This window comes from Paenibacillus sp. MB22_1 (genome assembly GCF_047200555.1).
GTDB lineage: Bacteria > Bacillota > Bacilli > Paenibacillales > Paenibacillaceae > Fontibacillus > Fontibacillus phoenicis.
In genome coordinates this window covers 2,554,030-2,571,200 of record NZ_JBLADV010000002.1, presented here as the reverse complement: position 1 = coordinate 2,571,200, position 17,171 = coordinate 2,554,030, and the positions used below count along the sequence as shown (strand labels likewise).

Genomic DNA, 17,171 nt, shown 5'->3' with positions numbered 1-17,171 from the left:
CCCCCTCATTTCTGGGACATAACATAAACAGCCCCTGCCAAGAAGCGCAGGGACTGTTGAGATATGCTTTATATCGATGATAGATTAATCATTTCGCGGCAGTTCTACAGACACCTCGCGGCCCAATTCAGCGGAACGCAGCACGCCGTCGATAATCGCCTGTTGGATCAAAATTTGCTCGCCGGGGATCGGCGCAGGACGACCGTCGCGAACCGCTTCTGCGAAGTCTCGGACCTTCTCGTCGAACAGGTTCAATTTGTGCTCGATGAGTGGAATCGGGGTCTGGGTGTTACGGCCGTATTCGTCGTGGTACAGCGTAACTGAACCTACCGAGCCGTCCCATACGCCGGACCATGGACCGCTGCCTGCCGGCGTGATTTTGAGCCCCGCATCGGTACCAAGGAACATCGTTGCGCCTAACGTGTCCATGTGCATCGCCCAAGAGATTTTGAACTGCAACACAAGATCGTTCTCGAAGCGAACCATCGCCACGCCAAAGTCCTCTACCTCGAATCTGGACGCTTCAGGATGATAGAGCGGGTTACGGCCAAAATGGTTCGACGTAAAAGCAGATACCGAAAGCGGACGAGGATACCCCAGCGTATTCAGCGCCATGTCCAGCGAATAGCAGCCGATGTCTGCCATCGCCCCGGCTCCCGCCAGCTTCTTGCTGATAAACGTGCCTCCCGGCATGCCACGCCGACGGCCGCCGCCCGTCTCGGCGTAGTAGACCTTGCCTAAACGCCCGGATTGCACAATTTCCTGCAGCAGCTTCATATTCGGGTCATAGCGGGGCTGGAACCCGATGGACAACATGTTGCCGGTGTCGCGCGCAACCTGGGTCATTTCCAGCGCCTCCGCCAACGTGACGGACATCGGCTTCTCCAGCAGCACTTGCTTGCCCGCCTTCAGCGAATCGACCGTTGTCTCATGGTGCGAGACGTTTGGCGTACAGATGCTGACGGCATCCAACTCTTGCTCGAGCAGCTTGCGATGGCCGTCATAGGCTGCTGCGCCAACCAATTGCAGCGCCTCCACGAAATCCGCGGCTTTGCCCGGAATCACGTCGGCGACTGCCACGATCTCTACGAACGGAAGCTTCCGGTAAGCCGCTACGTGGGCTTTGGCAATTCCGCCGCTTCCAATAATGCCGATACGCAATTGTTTACTCATATGCTCGCTTCCTTCTCTCGTTTGGAATGGGGCGCCGAATGCTCGCCCGCATGCATTTTGCGGTACGCGCTTGGCGTTACTTCATACTTGCTCTTGAACACCGGATACAGATAGTTTGGATTCGCAAAACCGTGGGCGATGGCGATCTCCTCAATCGCTTTGTCTGTCAGGAGCAGGTCCGAACAGATCGCGGTCAGCCGCGTATGCTCCAAATAATCGCGGAACGTCGTTCTCCCTTCACTGCGGAAGATCCGCTGAAGCTGCCGGGGACTGATCCCGATTGCCTCCGCAACCTGCTCCAGCGAGATCGGCATGCTCTCGTTGTCCTGAATGTATTGCGTGGCCAACTTGTAGCGATGGAAGCTCATATCCCGTTCTGGAATTCCCCTTCTGTCGTCGGCCCGGTCCAGCACGCGAACGGTGCGCAGCAAAATCTGCACGATTTCCTGCTTCAGCAGCGTGTAGAAGCCGATCGGCTGCTCCTCCAAAATACGGTACGCCTCCAGAAAACCGCTCATCGCATGGAACCGGTCAACGACCGGTGCGATGGGCAAACGATCCAACGAGGTGATGCACTCCTCCGCCTCCGCTGCCTCCAACTCGTCTCCCCAGCCGCCGGGCTGGGCGTCCGCCTCCAGCGGCTCGATCTCCAAATGAAGACAAAGCTCATACATCGGATCTTCCGGGTCCGATTCCTGGTAATGCACCAGATCCGGTCCGGTCAAATAGAATAGCCCCTCGTGGAGATCATAAGTCTGGTCAACGAGAATCACTTTGCCCTTGCCTTTCGGAATATAATGGAATTCATAGCCCGAGTGCTTATGAAATTGAATGATATGTCCAGGAGGAAACGAGGCCAGATGGCAGCGCAGCACGCGAATTCCGTAACCACCCCAGCGGAATTGCAGCTCCAGCCGGTCGAGTGCATCCTGCCTTTCCGCCATTCTGGCGTACGGAAAAGGACTTGCGCTCCCCGCCGCTTTACGGTCAACCGGCTTCTTCCCTGTCGATTCGCGATGATCTGCCCGCATCTTGATCCCTCTTTTCCTTCGATGATAATCCGTTATTATTCCGCCAGCTCGTCGATCCGGATCGGGCGGCCTTCCGCCACTGAGCGATTCGCAGCTTCCATGAGTTTGGTCAGATCGACAGCCGCTGCGATGTTTTCCGTCGCCTCGGTGCCTTGCTTGATATGTTCCACCCATTGGCTGAACGCATAAGGTAATCGGTCCTCCAGCGCCAGCTTCTCCCATTGTCCGCTCCCGCCGTTGTAACGAACGACAGGAACCTCATCCGGGAACCCGTACAGCAGCGTGCCTTCCGTTCCGTGAAGCTCGATGGAGAACGGCGAGTGGCTGTTCACGAAGCCCGCTTCGGCGATGCCAAGCGCGCCTTCCGCATAACGCAGGATGGCTACGGCATTGTCTTCGACTTCCTTGCCCGTCACATAACCGAAATTCGCACTTACACTTTCGGGCATACCCAAAAAACGCCGTACCAGGTACATCGGATGGCAACCCAAGTCAATGAGGGCGCCGCCGCCGCACTGCTCCTTCGAGAAGAAGTGCTCGGGCAGCCAGTTCGCGGTCGCGCCGTTATGCGACAGCCGCACTCGCGCCATGGTTAGCTTGCCGAGCTTGCCGCCTTGAAGCACGCGGTCAATCGTCTGCGTATAGCCGTCGTACAGGCGCGGCAGGGAAACCATCAGCTTCACCCCTGCTTTTCGAACCGCAGCAAGAATGTCCGATACTTCCTTCGCCGTAGGAGCGATCACTTTCTCCGTGAAAATATGCTTGCCCGCCTCCGCCGCCTTCACCATGACCTCGCGATGCATATTCGTTGGTGCATCCACGATGACCGCATCGATGTCGTCCTGCGCGAGCATCTCATCCAGCGAGGCATAATACGGTACTCCGTACTGCGCCGCTTTGGCCTGCCCGCGTTCGGGAAGTTCATCCCAGATCGCGGCCAGCTCCGTCTCGGGATGCTCTAGTGCCTGCTTCGTGTAATCTTCTGCATGAACGTGCCAATAGCTGATTTTGCCAATGCGAATCATTCGGTAGTAAGCCTCCTTGGTATTTGACTTAAAATATACGACAACATACACAGATTACACAACTTTTATAGCCATTATAATGAGCTTTCGTGCCATTTGAACTACAAATTGACGACATGAGGATATTGGTGGATTCGCTCCTGCTCTAATCTACACTGAGTGTTCATTTGCATATAATAATGAAAAAAGAAAAGAGGCCTCCCAAAAGAGAGACCTCTATAGGTTAGGCTTTACAGCCTATCTTACATCATGCCGCCCATTCCGCCCATGTCTGGACCAGCTGGTTTTTCTGGTTCTGGTTTGTCAGCGATCACCGCTTCAGTTGTCAGGAACAGGCCTGCAACGGAAGCTGCGTGTTGCAATGCGGAACGAGTAACTTTCGCAGGGTCAACGATACCTGCTTCGATCATGTTCACCCATTCGCCAGTAGCCGCGTTGTAGCCGATGCCGACTGGTTCTTTCTTCAGGCGATCCACGATAACGGAGCCTTCTTCGCCAGCGTTTGCAGCGATCGTACGAACCGGCTCTTCCAGAGCGCGAAGCACGATGTTGACACCCGTTTTTTCGTCGCCAGTTGCTTCAACCGCAGCTACTGCGTTGTATACGTTCACGAGGGCAACACCGCCGCCGGATACGATACCTTCTTCAACAGCTGCACGCGTAGCGTTCAGTGCGTCTTCGATGCGCAGTTTGCGTTCTTTCAGTTCAGTTTCCGTAGCTGCACCAACTTTGATAACGGCTACGCCGCCAGCCAGTTTAGCCAGACGTTCTTGCAGTTTTTCTTTGTCGAACTCGGAAGTGGTTTCTTCCAGTTGCGCACGGATTTGGTTGACGCGAGCTTGGATGTCGGCTTTGTCGCCGCTGCCGTCCACGATCGTCGTATTTTCTTTCGTAACGATAACTTGACGTGCGTTACCCAGTTGCTCAATCGTCGTGCTCTTCAGATCCAGACCCAGTTTCTCAGTGATCACTTGGGCACCAGTCAGAGCAGCGATATCTTGCAGCATCGCTTCGCGACGGTCGCCGAAGCCAGGAGCTTTAACAGCTACCGCGTTGAACGTACCGCGCAGTTTGTTCACGATCAGCATGGCTTGAGCTTCGCCTTCGATGTCCTCGGCAATGATGAGCAGCGGTCTGGATTGTTGTACGATTTTCTCCAGAATTGGCAAGATTTCTTGCGTGCTGCTGATCTTCTTGTCGGTGATCAGGATGTATGGATTTTCAAGTACGGCTTCCATTTTGTCCGTATCCGTAATCATGTAAGGAGATACATAACCGCGGTCAAATTGCATCCCTTCAACCACTTCAAGCTCGGTTGCGAACCCACGGGATTCTTCAACCGTGATTACGCCGTCTTTACCTACTTTCTCCATTGCTTCAGCGATCAGTTCGCCAACTTCTTCGTCAGCAGCGGAGATTGCAGCAACTTGAGCGATCGATTGTTTGCCTTCGATCGTTTTGGAGATCTTCTTCAGTTCTTCGACTGCAGCGCGAACCGCTTTGTCGATCCCTTTACGCAGGCCGATTGGGCTAGCGCCGGCAGTAACGTTCTTCAGACCTTCACGGATCAGCGCTTGCGCCAGAACCGTTGCCGTTGTCGTACCGTCACCGGCTACGTCATTTGTTTTCGTCGCAACTTCTTTGACGAGCTGAGCGCCCATGTTTTCGAAGGCGTTGTCCAGTTCGATTTCTTTTGCGATCGTTACGCCGTCATTGGTGATGAGCGGGCTGCCGAATTTCTTTTCCAGCACAACGTTGCGGCCTTTCGGACCGAGCGTTACTTTTACTGCGTTTGCCAAAGCGTCAACCCCACGGAGCATCGCGTGGCGGGCGTCTTCACTGAATTTAATCTCTTTTGCCATTGTTCAATTACCTCCCATATAGTTGTGTAGATATTCGTTCGGATACGAATCGGCGGATTAGCCGATGATCGCGTGGATGTCGCTTTCTTTCATAATCAAATATTCTTTGCCTTCATATTTCACTTCAGTGCCAGCATATTTGGAGAAAATAACGCGGTCACCTTCTTTAACTTCCAACGGAACGCGGACGCCATCTTTCAAAGTTCCGCTGCCAACGGCGATGACTTTACCTTCCTGCGGTTTTTCTTTGGCTGTGTCTGGAAGCACGATGCCAAATGCCGTTGTCTCCTCTTGCTCGATCGGTTGCACGAGAACGCGTTCACCTAAAGGTTTGATCATGAAAAAACAGCCTCCTTTTAAATATGTGGTGTTATGTGTAGATATTGTTATATATGTTAGCACTCAATCATCCTAAGTGCTAACAACCACTTTTATATTACTCAAGTTGCGAATAGATTTCAAGTTCCTTTGTACAAATTTTTTTCTTTGTTTCATGGGATGAAGTGCGCGCCTTCCTCATTGTATCCTTGAGCTTGGATAAATATTCCGAAGGAATGGACGAGCATGGCCCGCAGGATTACGGCGGCCTGGTGCCGGGGCTTGGGGCCGCATAAAAAGTGGGGAAGTCGCCGAGCAGCGTTTACGTCCGCCTTTGGGAGTTTGGGCGGCGAAAAGGTCGAGTTTGTAGCCCCCATAAGCGTTAGATTCACAACGCCCCCGTTTTGGGCCCAATAGCGTTGCTGGCAAGCGTTAGAGCGCAGGTTCGCTGTTGCTGCAGGTGTCTCGGCTGTCGCTGCTATTTGTTGCTGTTACTACTGTTGCTACTGTTGTTGCTGTTATTGTCACAGTCATAGTCACTGTCACTGCCAATACTCACTGCCACTGCCACAGTCACTTCTGTCACTATTCCTGCAGTTCTTCTGTTGTTGTTCCGCAAGTGACTCTGGGGTCGCTAATTTAGTTACTCCGCGAGTTCCCTGTTGCCAACTATTGACGCTGCCGTCGCGCAAGTTACTTTTACTGTTCTAGTTGCGCCTAACTGCGCTTACCCGCACCCGCCGGGCGCCGTGATCTGTTCCGGCTAACGCTTGCCACAGCGCTTATTCGGGCCAAATGAGGGGGATTTCTTTTCTAACGCTTGCCAGCGAGCTTATTTACTCCAAAGAACCCCGTTTCGAGGGTGAAACAGGCAAATAAGCTCGCTCATAAGCGTTAGATTCTCATCGCCCCCGTTTTGGGCCCAATAGCGTTGCTGGCAAGCGTTAGCGCGCAGCTTCGCCACTGCGCCTAACTGCGCTTACCTGCTCCTACCCGCCGGGCGCCGTGATCCGTTCCGGCTAACGTTTGCCACAGCGCTTATTTGGACCAAATGAGGGGGATTTCAATTCTAACGCTTGTCAGCGAGCTTATTTGCGCCAAAGGGCCCCGTTTCGAGGGCGAAACGGGCAAATAAGCTCTCTCATAAGCGTTAGATTCTCTACGCTGCCGTTTTGGGCCCAATAGCGTTGCTGGCAAGCGTTAGAGCGCAGGCTCGCCTCAACGGTGTTCGCCGGAGCCCATCAACGCACACAAGTTCCCTCACCGAGTCAGCGACCCCCTCACCGCGAGATCGACTCGCTCACATGGCAGTGGCTCGCTCAGGTTACAGTGGCTTGCTCACGTGACAGCACTCGCTCACCGCAACAGCAAACCCGCACCGGGACTGACATGACTTTGTAACGCGTTTTATTGCAACGCTAGTGCTTTGGGAGCCATTTGCTACCACCTTCTCTTCGCTCCAATCAAGGCAAAGAGCGGACAACAGCGGCTGAGCGGCGACTCCCCTCCACTACTGCGGCCCACACGAACCCCAGCGCCAAAGCCCCCAGCGGGCAAAAGAAAAACGCGCCCCGCTTACGCGAAGGCGCGTTCTCTCATTTATAGATTTCCGCCCGTACCGCATCCACCGCCTGCTGCTTCGCATAAACCCGCTTGGACAAGAGCACGCTCAGCTCGTAAAGCAGAATGAGCGGGATCAGCACCAGGAAGGCGGAGAACAAGTCCGCCGGCGTGATCATCACCGAGATGACCACCAGCGCGAAATACGCGACCCGGCGCATCTTCTTCAGCCGAAGCGGCGTTAAGATTCGCAGCTGCGTTAGAAACAAAATGATCAACGGCAGCTCGAACAACAACGAAATCGGCAACACGATGTTGGTCAGAAATTTGAAATAGTCAGCCATTCCGTAGGTCTCGACGAGTCCCAGCTCCTTGTTCAGCGAACCGGTAAACGTCATCGCCAGCGGGAACACCACGTAATAACCAAAGGCTAGGCCCGCCAGGAAAAAGACGAACACATAAGGGATGTACTTCGCGGTCGCTCTGCGTTCCTGGGGCTTCAGGCCAGGGCTGACAAACGCCCACACCTGGTATAACGTAAAGGGCAGCGTGATCCCAAATGCAACCAGCATCGCAATTTTCATATACACGCCAACGCCGTCCCAGAACGAAAAAGCGTTTAATTCGATGGTCACGCCGGATATGGCGTTTCTCGTCAAAAAGTGGTAGATCGGATCGACGACGAAAAATGCCGCCACCAGCACCACGACAAACACGATGCAAACCGCTACCAATCGCCGCCGCAGTTCTGTCAAATGATCTACGAGACTTTGCGCTTTGTCTTTCTCCGACATCTCAGGTTCTCCTTTCCCCGCCGGGCTTCCCGTCCCATCTCAAGCAAAATCCCTCCGCTAAGGAAGGGATCAAGGTTACGCCTATGCAACTGACTTGCTGCTCCCGGTTATTCGGGAAGACGGCGGTCGTCCGGTTTGGGGCCCTCTGCCTGCGGTTGCGGTGCGGGTTCCGCTCTTCTGGCTTCCTGCTGATCATCCACAATATCTCGGGTCGCCTCTTTGAATTCACGGAACGTGCGTCCAACCGCCCGCCCCAGATCAGGTAATTTATTTGGACCAAATAGCAGCAACGCCGCGATCACAATCAACAAAAATCCGCCTGCGCTCATGGGTAATTCTCCTTTCGTTACGGCATAGAAATCGACAAGGTCTTCCGATAAAATCACTCGCCCACATCATACCATAACGAATATCACAGTTACAGTCTATTTCTTTAACAACTTCGCGAAGTAGTAGAAAAATAAAGCCCGTAAATGTGTAAACGAAAATCGAATTATAAACGGAATTGCCCCGTCACCATCAGCAGCGCTTCCGGCAGTTGATCCATGATCGCTGCCAAATTTTCGTGCACGCCTTTGGGCGTTCCCGGCAAATTCACGATCAGCGTCCGTCCGCGAATGCCGACGATTCCCCGAAACAGCATCGCCGCAGGGTTCTTCTGCATCAACCGGTACCTCATGGCCTCCGCCATCCCGGGCACTTCACGTTCGATCACCCGCCTTGTGGCTTCCGGCGTCACGTCCCGAATCGCCAGCTCCGTCCCCCCCGTTGTCAGCACCAAATCAGCGTGAAAATAATCGGTCATTTCAATCAGTGCGGCGATAATTTCATCCGGTTCATCGGGGACGATCCGATATTCCACGATCTCGCCGCCCAATTCCTCCTCCACCAGCTCACGGATTACTTGGGCGCTCGTATCTTCACGTTCTCCCCTTGCTCCTTTGTCGCTGGCGGTAAGGATCGCTGTTTTCCAAACCATGAAGTCACCCTCCTCATCCATATAGGAACTCCCTTTGAAGTCCAACGTAATGCCGGATCATGTCGATTCATGCTGATTTCCAACTGTAAACTATCTTCTTTATCTATATCAAAATCCAGCAGCCGCCGCAAATATTACGAACGCACGTAATCCCCGCTTTTGCCGCCTGACTTCGAGCGCAGCAGCGTCGGACCGATGACCATGTCCTTTTGCATCGCTTTGCACATGTCATACACGGTCAGCGCCGCGGCAGACACTGCGGTGAGCGCCTCCATCTCCACGCCGGTTTTACCTTCCGTCTTCACCGTGGCTTCAATATACAGCTCGTCCCGGCCGTTATCGTCAAACGTAATGTTGACGCCGGTGAGCGCAAGCGGGTGACACATCGGAATCCAATCGGACGTCCGCTTGGCCCCTTGAATCCCCGCGACCTGGGCTACGGCCAGCACATCCCCTTTGCCGATCCGCCCTTCCTTAATTGCCTCGAGGGTTGATGGAAGCATGGAGATTTTCGTCTCCGCCACGGCTTCGCGGACGGTCGCCGATTTCCCGGAAATGTCCACCATGCGGGCGCGTCCTTGTTCATTAAAATGCGTCATGCCTTGCCCTGATTCCGAGTTTGCCAAGCTTATCACTACTTTCCTTCATATATATCGTTCCTTTTGCCGTAAACAGCAGATCCAAACGGAAGTCATGCGATTCCATCGGAATCGCCTCCGGCAGGATCAGCTCCTCCAAGGCGAGGGCGCCTAGGACGACCTGACTTAAGCCGCCGCTGCGACGGGACAATTCGTCGATCAGGCGATCGTAATACCCGCCGCCAAATCCAATGCGCCCCCCCTTCGGGTCAAAAGCCAGCCCCGGAACCACAATGACGTCGATCTCGGGGTAGCGCTCGGGAGGCCAAATGGCCGTATGCGCTGCCGGCTCCGGAATTCCCCAGGTGCCAGGTACTAAGTCAGCCATCCCCGTCAACTCATGCAAGGTTAGGCTCCGCTGTGCACCAATCTTCGGCACAAGCAACCGGTCCCCTTGGGCCTGGCAGCTGGCCAGTAAAGGCCGAGTATCCGGCTCGTCCCGGAAAGAAACATAGCAGAACACGTTCAGCTTCCCGCCGCGCCGTGCCCGCAAGGGCTTTAGCACCTCCAGCTCCGCGATCCGGCTGGCAGCCAGTGATTGTTCTGACCGGGAAGCGTCCGGGATTTGAGCGCGAACCGCCAGCATTTGCTGGCGCAGCTCCTTTTTGGCATCCGCTGGCTCCATGTGTAACCTCCCTTTCCGTTCCCGGCTCACGTTAGCCGGCCCTCGTTCAAGAGGCTTGGACGAACCCGGCTGATCTCTTCCTTAGTGTATCATTGTTATATCAAAATGAAAACTAAAGCATCCACTTTGCAAAAGCTGAACTTTCAAGCAATCAGCGATGCATTTCGCGTTGGTTTCATGTACACTGAAGGTACGTGTTTCACCGAATCTGTTCTATTTATCATGCACAGACTGCAAATCTTTTTTTGGAGGATCGAAACCGTTATGCTGCTTCAAGCTTCGAACATTACGAAATTGTACGGCGTGACCCCCGTGCTGGAAGGCATTAACCTGCAGGTGCTCGAACGGGACCGGATCGGTCTCGTAGGCGTCAACGGCGCGGGCAAATCGACGTTTCTGCAAATTTTGGCGGGCGAACTCTCTTATGACGGAGGACAAATTTTCAAAGCCAAAGAGACAACGATCGGGTACTTGGCGCAAAACAGCGGATTGCAATCGGACCGCACCATCTGGGAAGAGATGCTGGCCGTGTTCGCCCCGCTGATCGAAACGGAACGCGAGCTGCGCCGGATGGAGGAGCAGATTGCCGATCCGGAACTGGCCCGGGATGAGAAAGCGCACCAGGAATTGCTCGACCGCTATGCGCTGAAATCCGATTGGTTCAAAGACCACGGCGGCTATGAAATGGAAACCCGCATCCGGATGGTGCTGCACGGCATGGGATTTGGCGATTTTGCGCCGGACACCCCTATCGCAACGTTAAGCGGCGGGCAGAAGACCCGGCTCGCTCTTGCCCGGATTTTGCTCCAAGCTCCTGACCTGCTAATGCTGGACGAACCAACCAACCATCTCGATATCGAAACGTTAACCTGGCTCGAGGATTATTTGCGCAATTATTCCGGCGCCCTGCTGGTCGTTTCGCATGACCGCTATTTCTTAGACCGGCTTGTCACGGCTATCGTAGAGATTGAACGCCATCAATCGCGCCGCTACACGGGCAACTACAGCCGGTATATCGAGCTGAAGGCGGCGGAATACGAAAGCCAGCTGAAGCAATATGAGAAACAGCAGGATGAAATCGCCCGGATGGAGGCATTTATTCAGAAGAACATCGTTCGGGCTTCCACAACGAAGCGGGCGCAAAGCCGGCGCAAAGCGTTGGAGAAGATGGAAATCCTGGACCGACCGCTCGGCGATCCGAAACGCGCAAGCTTCTCCTTCGAGGCCGAAGTGATGACCGGCAAGGAAGTGCTGCACGTCAACAGCCTGTCCTACGCGTTTGCGGACAAATCCAAACCGTTATTCCAAAACGTTAACTTCGACCTGTACCGCGGTGAAACGGTTGCCTTGATCGGACCTAACGGGATCGGGAAGTCGACTTTACTGAAAATCCTGACCGGCGAGTTGCAGCCAACGGATGGGACCATCACCTGGGGAGCTAAGGTCAAGATCGGTTATTACGACCAGGAACAAACGCATCTGAACCCGGCCAACACCGTGCTGGAGGAAGTGTGGGGCGCATTTCCCCACATCGAAGAAGCCCGGATTCGCAGCGTACTGGGCAATTTCCTGTTCAGCGGCGACGACGTGCTCAAGAAGGTAGCGGCGTTAAGCGGCGGTGAGAAAGCTCGGGTTGCGCTGGCCAAGCTGATGCTGTTAAAGGCCAACGTGCTGATCCTGGACGAACCGACCAACCATTTGGACCTATTCAGTAAGGAAGTGCTGGAGTCCGCATTAATCGAATACGACGGGACGCTGCTGTTCATTTCCCATGACCGTTACTTCCTGAACAAGATGGCCGAGCGGATTGTCGAACTGCATCCGAACGGTGCAGAACATTTCTTGGGTAATTATGATGATTATTTGGCAAAAAAACAGGAGCTTGCCGAACTCGCCGCCGATCAGACGAACGCCGGGACCGCGAAAGCATCCGTAAATTCCGCTCAAAAACAAGCCGAGCCGGAGGCACCTGCCGCCAAGTCCGGCGCCGCTTCCTATGAAGCCGATAAGCAGGCCAAACGGGAGGAGCGAAACCGCCAACGCCGCATCGAGCAGCTGGAGGCGCTGATCTCCAAGCTGGAGGAAGAAATCGCCGAGCTCGAAAACGAACTGGCCCTCCCCGAGGTGTATCAGGATTATACGGCGGTTCAAGAACGGCAAGACGGGATCGACCGTAGGAAAGAACAGCTCTCCTCCGCCTATGAAGAATGGGAAGCGCTGGCCGAGGGGTAAGGTCACAATTTTTTAAACAATTGTTCATTTTTTCTCGTTCAAGTTATTCACAACTTTATCCCCATTATGCAGAATCAACAAAACTTCAAGACGGCCCGCTGGGCCGTTTTTTCGCGGGGATATCGTCGTTTTTTGTCGCATGCTAGTTTTATCCACTAAATTATTCACAATATCCACAGTTTTCTGAAAACACAACAAATCATTTTCTGAAACCTGCTCAATTCACTGGTACACCAAGCTTTCATCCTTTTTTCACAAAGATAGCTAACAAGTTGTGGATAAGCTTGTCCACAACTTGACAAAACTTTCGTCTTAGGTCTATCTCCTCAACTTTCTCCAAGCTGATGTTTTGCTTCACAACCATCCCAAGCTTCTGATGCTTCCTTCCCATTTTTCTTCCATTTCGTGATGATCTCTCAGCTGCGCCTCTTGAAACCATTCGAAATGCCTATTGCCCTGCGTATTTTAAAATCTTTATGATCTCTAGTAGAGTTGCGGCCGAAAAAACACATTCGCCGTCAAATATTCACCGAAAAGTCCAGCGGTATGATGTCAAGTCCTAGATTCGAGTAAATTGGAAATTTTCTATGTGAAAAGTGCTTTGAGTCTAGAAAAATGACAATATCAAACTAATCCCAGCCCAAATCAAGGATAATTCCAGATTTTTACTGGGAATGAGTAAGGACTTTGGCAAAGGGGGCGTCAATCCTTCGCAGTCGTTACCTTCTTCCGTGGCGTATAGAGTTGGCCGTTGCGTAGCAGCACATCGACCAGACGCACAAGTTTTCTTGCCGTTAAGACGAGGGCGCGTTTGTGTTGGTGCTTAGGAACTTCTTTGTACTTCTTCCGGTAATACTCACCGAATTCCTCATCGCGGTTTTTCACCGAGTTGGCAGCTTCAACCAGGTAATAGCGAAGGAATCGGTTGCCGGATTTAATGCGTTTGGTATCTTCGGCTTCAAAAGGGCCAGACTGATGTTTACGCCAGGAAAGGCCGGCATACTTGGCCACAGCCGCTTGATCACTGAAGCGATCGATGTCTCCAATCTCCGCGAGGATACCGGCGGCATACACCCGGTCAATCCCAGGGATGGAGCGCAAGCATTTGGATTCAGGCAGGCCTTCGAGAATGCGCTCTATGGCTTTGTCCAAATCTTTGAGCTGTGCCTGGATGCTTCGAATCACTTGAATGGATGTGCCAAGCACCAGGTCGATGGAGTCCTCAACCACTTTGGAAAGTCGATAAGAGGCTCTGGCAGCCTTCTGAATGCAGCGTGCGACGTTCTCCGGATCAGGGAAGCGATTGCGTCCCTTGTCCCTTAAATAGTCGGCCAATTCGGCGACATCCATCGTGGCAATGTCGTCAAGGCTGTACTTCTCGGAGAGCATCTCCATGAGCGCGTGACCGAATACCGAGCTGTCTACTTCGGTCGTAAAGGCGTTGCACTTGTAGAACAGGTTCTGCAAAAAATATTGCTTCTCACGCGCCAGGTTGTGGATCAGGTGGAATCGCATGCGCGTGAGGCGCTGGAGCGCAACATATTGCTCTTGCATGACGATGGTGGTGGTCAATCGTCCAAAGCGCAAGCGATCCGCAATCACCCAGGCATCAAGACGGTCGGTCTTGTCCATATCCGGGTAGGCTTCTCTGAATTTGCTGACCAGCTTCGGGTTGATGGTGAACACTTTGGCTTTACGGGCTTTGAGCGCCGGATCCTCATGCATGAACATGGCAGGATGCCAGCTGTAGACCGAAGTCGCTTCAAGGCCAATGTGAATCTCGGAAGACGAATGCTTGTCCGCTACAGCGACGATGCGATCTCTCAGATGAGAAGCGCCGTCGAGATTATTCTTGACGGTGAGCGTTTCCAGCTTGTCTCCGTCGGGATTCATAAAGCACGCTTCCAGTTCTTGTGAGCTGACGTCAATACCGACAAATAACTTCAAATGGAGTTCCTCCTTTCTGTTGAGGGATTCAGGGAATGGACGCTCCGGGATGCCTCCGGCGCACACGCAGATCAATCACCCTCGCCTATGAGAACACACTTCAGTCCATGAGCTGCCCCGGCACTGCTATAGCCGGGCATGGGTTGCCGAAGGGAACAGCCAGCGGGTAAGAAGTTCAGACGTGTACCGGAGAAACAGACTTTTAATGTAGACGTGGCTACAGGAGGGATACGAATTTCCCCGAATGGACCCTAAGTTCCATTGTCCAGAGACATTCCAGAAAGTCCAGTCCCCATTCAATTTTCAAAGAACGATTTGCTGGAAAATTTCAAGGAATCTCTCCAGCCCCTACGGGGCTGGAAGCTGAAAGAAAAGAGCTTTCAAAAGATACTATACGAGGAGAGAATGGAATGAAATTTGTCAAATGCGCTTCAATCGCCGCACTGGGCGTCAGCCTCATCTTTGTGGGAGGATGCCAAATGCTTGGCACATCCAAAGGCGCTTCTTCCACGACTTCCCCTTTTACGGAATCCAAGCTGCCTGGCGGAGGTCTGGCCCTTCCGGAAAACGAACGGCTCCATCTGTCAACGAATAAGCAATGGATCGAAAGTGAAGGCCATCTGTCCGACCTGATCCGTCTGCAATGGACAGGAGACCGCGCCAAACCGGCAATCGCTTGGGCCGATGAGGAAGGCAAAGACAAAACGGCGATTATCTCGCATGATAAAGCGAACAATCCGGAACAACATGATCATAAGCATATTTCGATCGAAACCACGATGTCGCCGACTGGGGAATATAAGGATCAGCTGTTTACCCGCCTGGAAATCCCTTATGATACCGACGTCGCAGAGATTCGCACCCATTCGTCCAACTTCAACGTCATGGACGGCATTTTGCGGGTAGCTGGCGAAGGTAATCGGGATGTACAATTCGCCGTCACCGGCAAGGATAATGCCACGGCTCCGCTCTGGAGCCTGCGCGCCAACAGCGCTGAGCTCAGCGGCAACAACGCCGGAGCGGATTTTAACCTGATCCGTTATTCGGATAAAGGAGAAGCGATCGACAGTGCGCTTACGGTCAAACGCGAGAACGGCCAAGTTGGTATCGGCACAGAGGATCCGCAAAGTGCACTGGATATCCAGGGGGACGGCATCCGTATTCGCGAGTCCCGCACGCCGGCTTCCTCCAAGGCTCCAGGGAACCCCGGAGATATCGCCTGGGATGAGAACTATATTTACGTCTGCGTTGCGAAAGACACCTGGAAACGGACCGCTTTATCCACTTGGTAACGCAAAGGTCTGAAAATCCAGCTCGATCCTATTCTGCCGGGCCCCACGCGTTGGGTTGCCCGGCTTTATTCTGCTCTCCAAGGGGCGCTTGCTTGAAACCATAAGAGGTTCCCGAGTAGAATAATAAACCTGAATTTCGAAAGCGCATAAGATCAATGCAAGATGCTGAAGCAATGACGACTTGTGATGTAAAAATGCAGGAATTTTCCATGCCCAATGGAGACGGGAGCTTGTAGCGGATGGTCTTTCCCCCTCCCCAATGAAGAGGCAGTCCTGATTTCCATGTAAAATTTTGCTTATCATTATTCTAACTGCGCCACTCGAACCTCGATTCGTTTCCAGACATAACGGCTGGGAAAGTCCCTCGCAAGCTTGAGTAGGATAGAGCGGCCATGCCGAATGAGCGTCGCGGCGCAATGAAAGAATTCCAAGCGGAACCGGGCAATCGTATAACCTTGATGCACTGGCTCACAGCAGTCGCGTTTGAAGCGCTCGAACAAATTGTAGGCGAGCAGCTTGATCAACAGATCCAGTTCGTTGGCTTTAAAATCGCCTGTCGCAATGCGATCGATGGAAAACCCGTTCTTGGCTTCCTTAATGTAATTTTCCATGCAGCAGCGCTGATTGTAGAATCGCCACAAATCGATCGGTTCCCATTCCAGATTAGTCACCATGGCTTCGTACTGCCAGTCCGAATCGAATACAATGCGGCCTTGGCCCTCCTCGAACACTTGCGCCTTACGGATGATCGCTACACGACGCGCCTTGTTCCAGGAGGTCGCTTGGTAGATCAAGCAAATACCTTCGATGATCCACTCTTCGTCGACATATCGCGTCCAGTAACGACAAGCCCCAACTTCCTTGGCCAGCCGCTGGGTCCATTTCAGCTTGCCGACATAGCCGATGTGGTGCTGCTCCCACAAGCTGTAAAAATCTTCACCGCCAAAGCCTTTGTCGAACCTTGCGTACTTCACTTTGTGTTCGTCGAGCAGTCTAAAGGTTTGCCGCAGGAAGTCGGCCGCATCGGTGGAAGAGTGCGTATTGCCCGGTCGAAGCACGGCGTTCAAGTTTAGTCGGCTCTGGCCTTCAAAGGCAAGCAGGGGATGATAGCTCTTACGCCCGGGCTTGTGTGGATTTGTGCCTTTGGCCGCGCCGGACTGATCGCCATACACGGTCTCTACCGTGGAATCCAGATCGAGAATCAGCTCAGGTGGCAAGCAGGGTCGAATGATCTCTTGATTCAGCCTCCGCAGTTCGTTAACCAGAGAGGGACAGAAACGACCAAGCCGGATCAATTCCTTGTACAACAGACTGTGATGCGGGCAGCGGCCGCCGAGAAAGCGCCTCAGCAGCACGTCGCTTTGCAAACGACGGAAATGAAAAATCCGTTCGCAGCCAAGCATCCAGCCAACGATGAGATAGAGCAGAATACGGTAAACGGGGAAGAGGGAGTTGCGCGCTTTGCCGCCGGAGAGGCTGCACATCGCCTCCGGCAGTTTGATTTTTTCGAGAAAGGCCAGGAAGATTTTGATGCCGCCGCAGCTCGTTGCGTTTTGTAGTGAAAATTCTGTTTTAATTTTGCTGATCGTTGTGGTAGACTTCACCTATAAGGTGCTCCTCTCTTTGGGTGTAGTGTTCCAAGTAAACACCATTCTACCAAAGATTCGGAGCCCTTTTCATATTTTCAAGAAGCGA

At 53.2% G+C, this 17,171-nt stretch carries 14 protein-coding genes; 2 read left to right on the top strand and 12 right to left on the bottom strand.

Annotation, left to right across the window (positions count from 1 at the left end):
• Positions 1-84: 84 nt before the first annotated feature.
• The 10 genes from ACL02P_RS23425 to ACL02P_RS23380 form a co-directional block, all read right to left on the bottom strand.
• Complete coding sequence (locus ACL02P_RS23425; protein ID WP_009226295.1) at positions 85-1,173, bottom strand: Gfo/Idh/MocA family protein; 1,089 nt, start codon at positions 1,171-1,173, stop codon at positions 85-87.
• Positions 1,170-2,204, bottom strand: a complete 1,035-nt coding sequence (locus ACL02P_RS23420) for a helix-turn-helix domain-containing protein (RefSeq protein WP_009226294.1) — start codon at positions 2,202-2,204, stop codon at positions 1,170-1,172. The genes ACL02P_RS23425 and ACL02P_RS23420 overlap by 4 nt, the downstream gene beginning before the upstream one ends.
• A gap of 35 nt (positions 2,205-2,239) precedes the next feature.
• On the bottom strand, positions 2,240-3,229 hold the full coding sequence (locus ACL02P_RS23415; protein ID WP_260069893.1) for a Gfo/Idh/MocA family protein: 990 nt from the start codon (positions 3,227-3,229) through the stop codon (positions 2,240-2,242).
• A gap of 242 nt (positions 3,230-3,471) precedes the next feature.
• Positions 3,472-5,091, bottom strand: a complete 1,620-nt coding sequence (gene groL / locus ACL02P_RS23410; RefSeq protein WP_412838183.1) for a chaperonin GroEL — start codon at positions 5,089-5,091, stop codon at positions 3,472-3,474.
• A 57-nt stretch (positions 5,092-5,148) separates the two neighbouring features.
• Entirely contained in the window at positions 5,149-5,430 is a 282-nt protein-coding gene (gene groES / locus ACL02P_RS23405) for a co-chaperone GroES (protein WP_016313170.1), read from the bottom strand.
• A gap of 1,574 nt (positions 5,431-7,004) precedes the next feature.
• Complete coding sequence (gene tatC, locus ACL02P_RS23400; RefSeq protein ID WP_260069899.1) at positions 7,005-7,763, bottom strand: twin-arginine translocase subunit TatC; 759 nt, start codon at positions 7,761-7,763, stop codon at positions 7,005-7,007.
• A gap of 107 nt (positions 7,764-7,870) precedes the next feature.
• Positions 7,871-8,092: a twin-arginine translocase TatA/TatE family subunit gene (locus ACL02P_RS23395; RefSeq protein WP_412838182.1), complete on the bottom strand. Its 222-nt coding sequence runs from the start codon at positions 8,090-8,092 to the stop codon at positions 7,871-7,873.
• Positions 8,093-8,256: 164 nt separating this feature from the next.
• Positions 8,257-8,742: a molybdenum cofactor biosynthesis protein B gene (locus ACL02P_RS23390; RefSeq protein ID WP_009226288.1), complete on the bottom strand. Its 486-nt coding sequence runs from the start codon at positions 8,740-8,742 to the stop codon at positions 8,257-8,259.
• A 134-nt stretch (positions 8,743-8,876) separates the two neighbouring features.
• On the bottom strand, positions 8,877-9,341 hold the full coding sequence (moaC, locus tag ACL02P_RS23385; protein ID WP_009226287.1) for a cyclic pyranopterin monophosphate synthase MoaC: 465 nt from the start codon (positions 9,339-9,341) through the stop codon (positions 8,877-8,879).
• On the bottom strand, positions 9,328-10,005 hold the full coding sequence (locus tag ACL02P_RS23380) for a 5-formyltetrahydrofolate cyclo-ligase (protein ID WP_009226286.1): 678 nt from the start codon (positions 10,003-10,005) through the stop codon (positions 9,328-9,330). The genes moaC and ACL02P_RS23380 overlap by 14 nt, the downstream gene beginning before the upstream one ends.
• Positions 10,006-10,269: 264 nt before the next feature.
• On the opposite strand from ACL02P_RS23380, the gene ACL02P_RS23375 reads away from it, so the two are divergent.
• Positions 10,270-12,237 carry an ABC-F family ATP-binding cassette domain-containing protein gene (locus ACL02P_RS23375; protein WP_009226285.1) on the top strand — a complete coding sequence of 656 codons (1,968 nt, stop codon included), beginning with the start codon at positions 10,270-10,272 and terminating at the stop codon, positions 12,235-12,237.
• A gap of 702 nt (positions 12,238-12,939) precedes the next feature.
• On the opposite strand, the gene ACL02P_RS23370 is transcribed toward ACL02P_RS23375, so the two are convergent.
• Positions 12,940-14,184 (bottom strand): IS110 family transposase, encoded by a 1,245-nt coding sequence (locus ACL02P_RS23370; RefSeq protein WP_090728280.1) that lies wholly within the window; start codon positions 14,182-14,184, stop codon positions 12,940-12,942.
• 410 nt (positions 14,185-14,594) lie between these two features.
• Between ACL02P_RS23370 and ACL02P_RS23365 the strand changes: the two genes are divergently transcribed.
• Positions 14,595-15,476 (top strand): hypothetical protein, encoded by an 882-nt coding sequence (locus tag ACL02P_RS23365; protein ID WP_009226284.1) that lies wholly within the window; start codon positions 14,595-14,597, stop codon positions 15,474-15,476.
• 302 nt (positions 15,477-15,778) lie between these two features.
• On the opposite strand, the gene ACL02P_RS23360 is transcribed toward ACL02P_RS23365, so the two are convergent.
• Positions 15,779-17,080: an IS1380 family transposase gene (locus tag ACL02P_RS23360; protein WP_089550006.1), complete on the bottom strand. Its 1,302-nt coding sequence runs from the start codon at positions 17,078-17,080 to the stop codon at positions 15,779-15,781.
• Between the last annotated feature and the right edge of the window lie 91 nt (positions 17,081-17,171).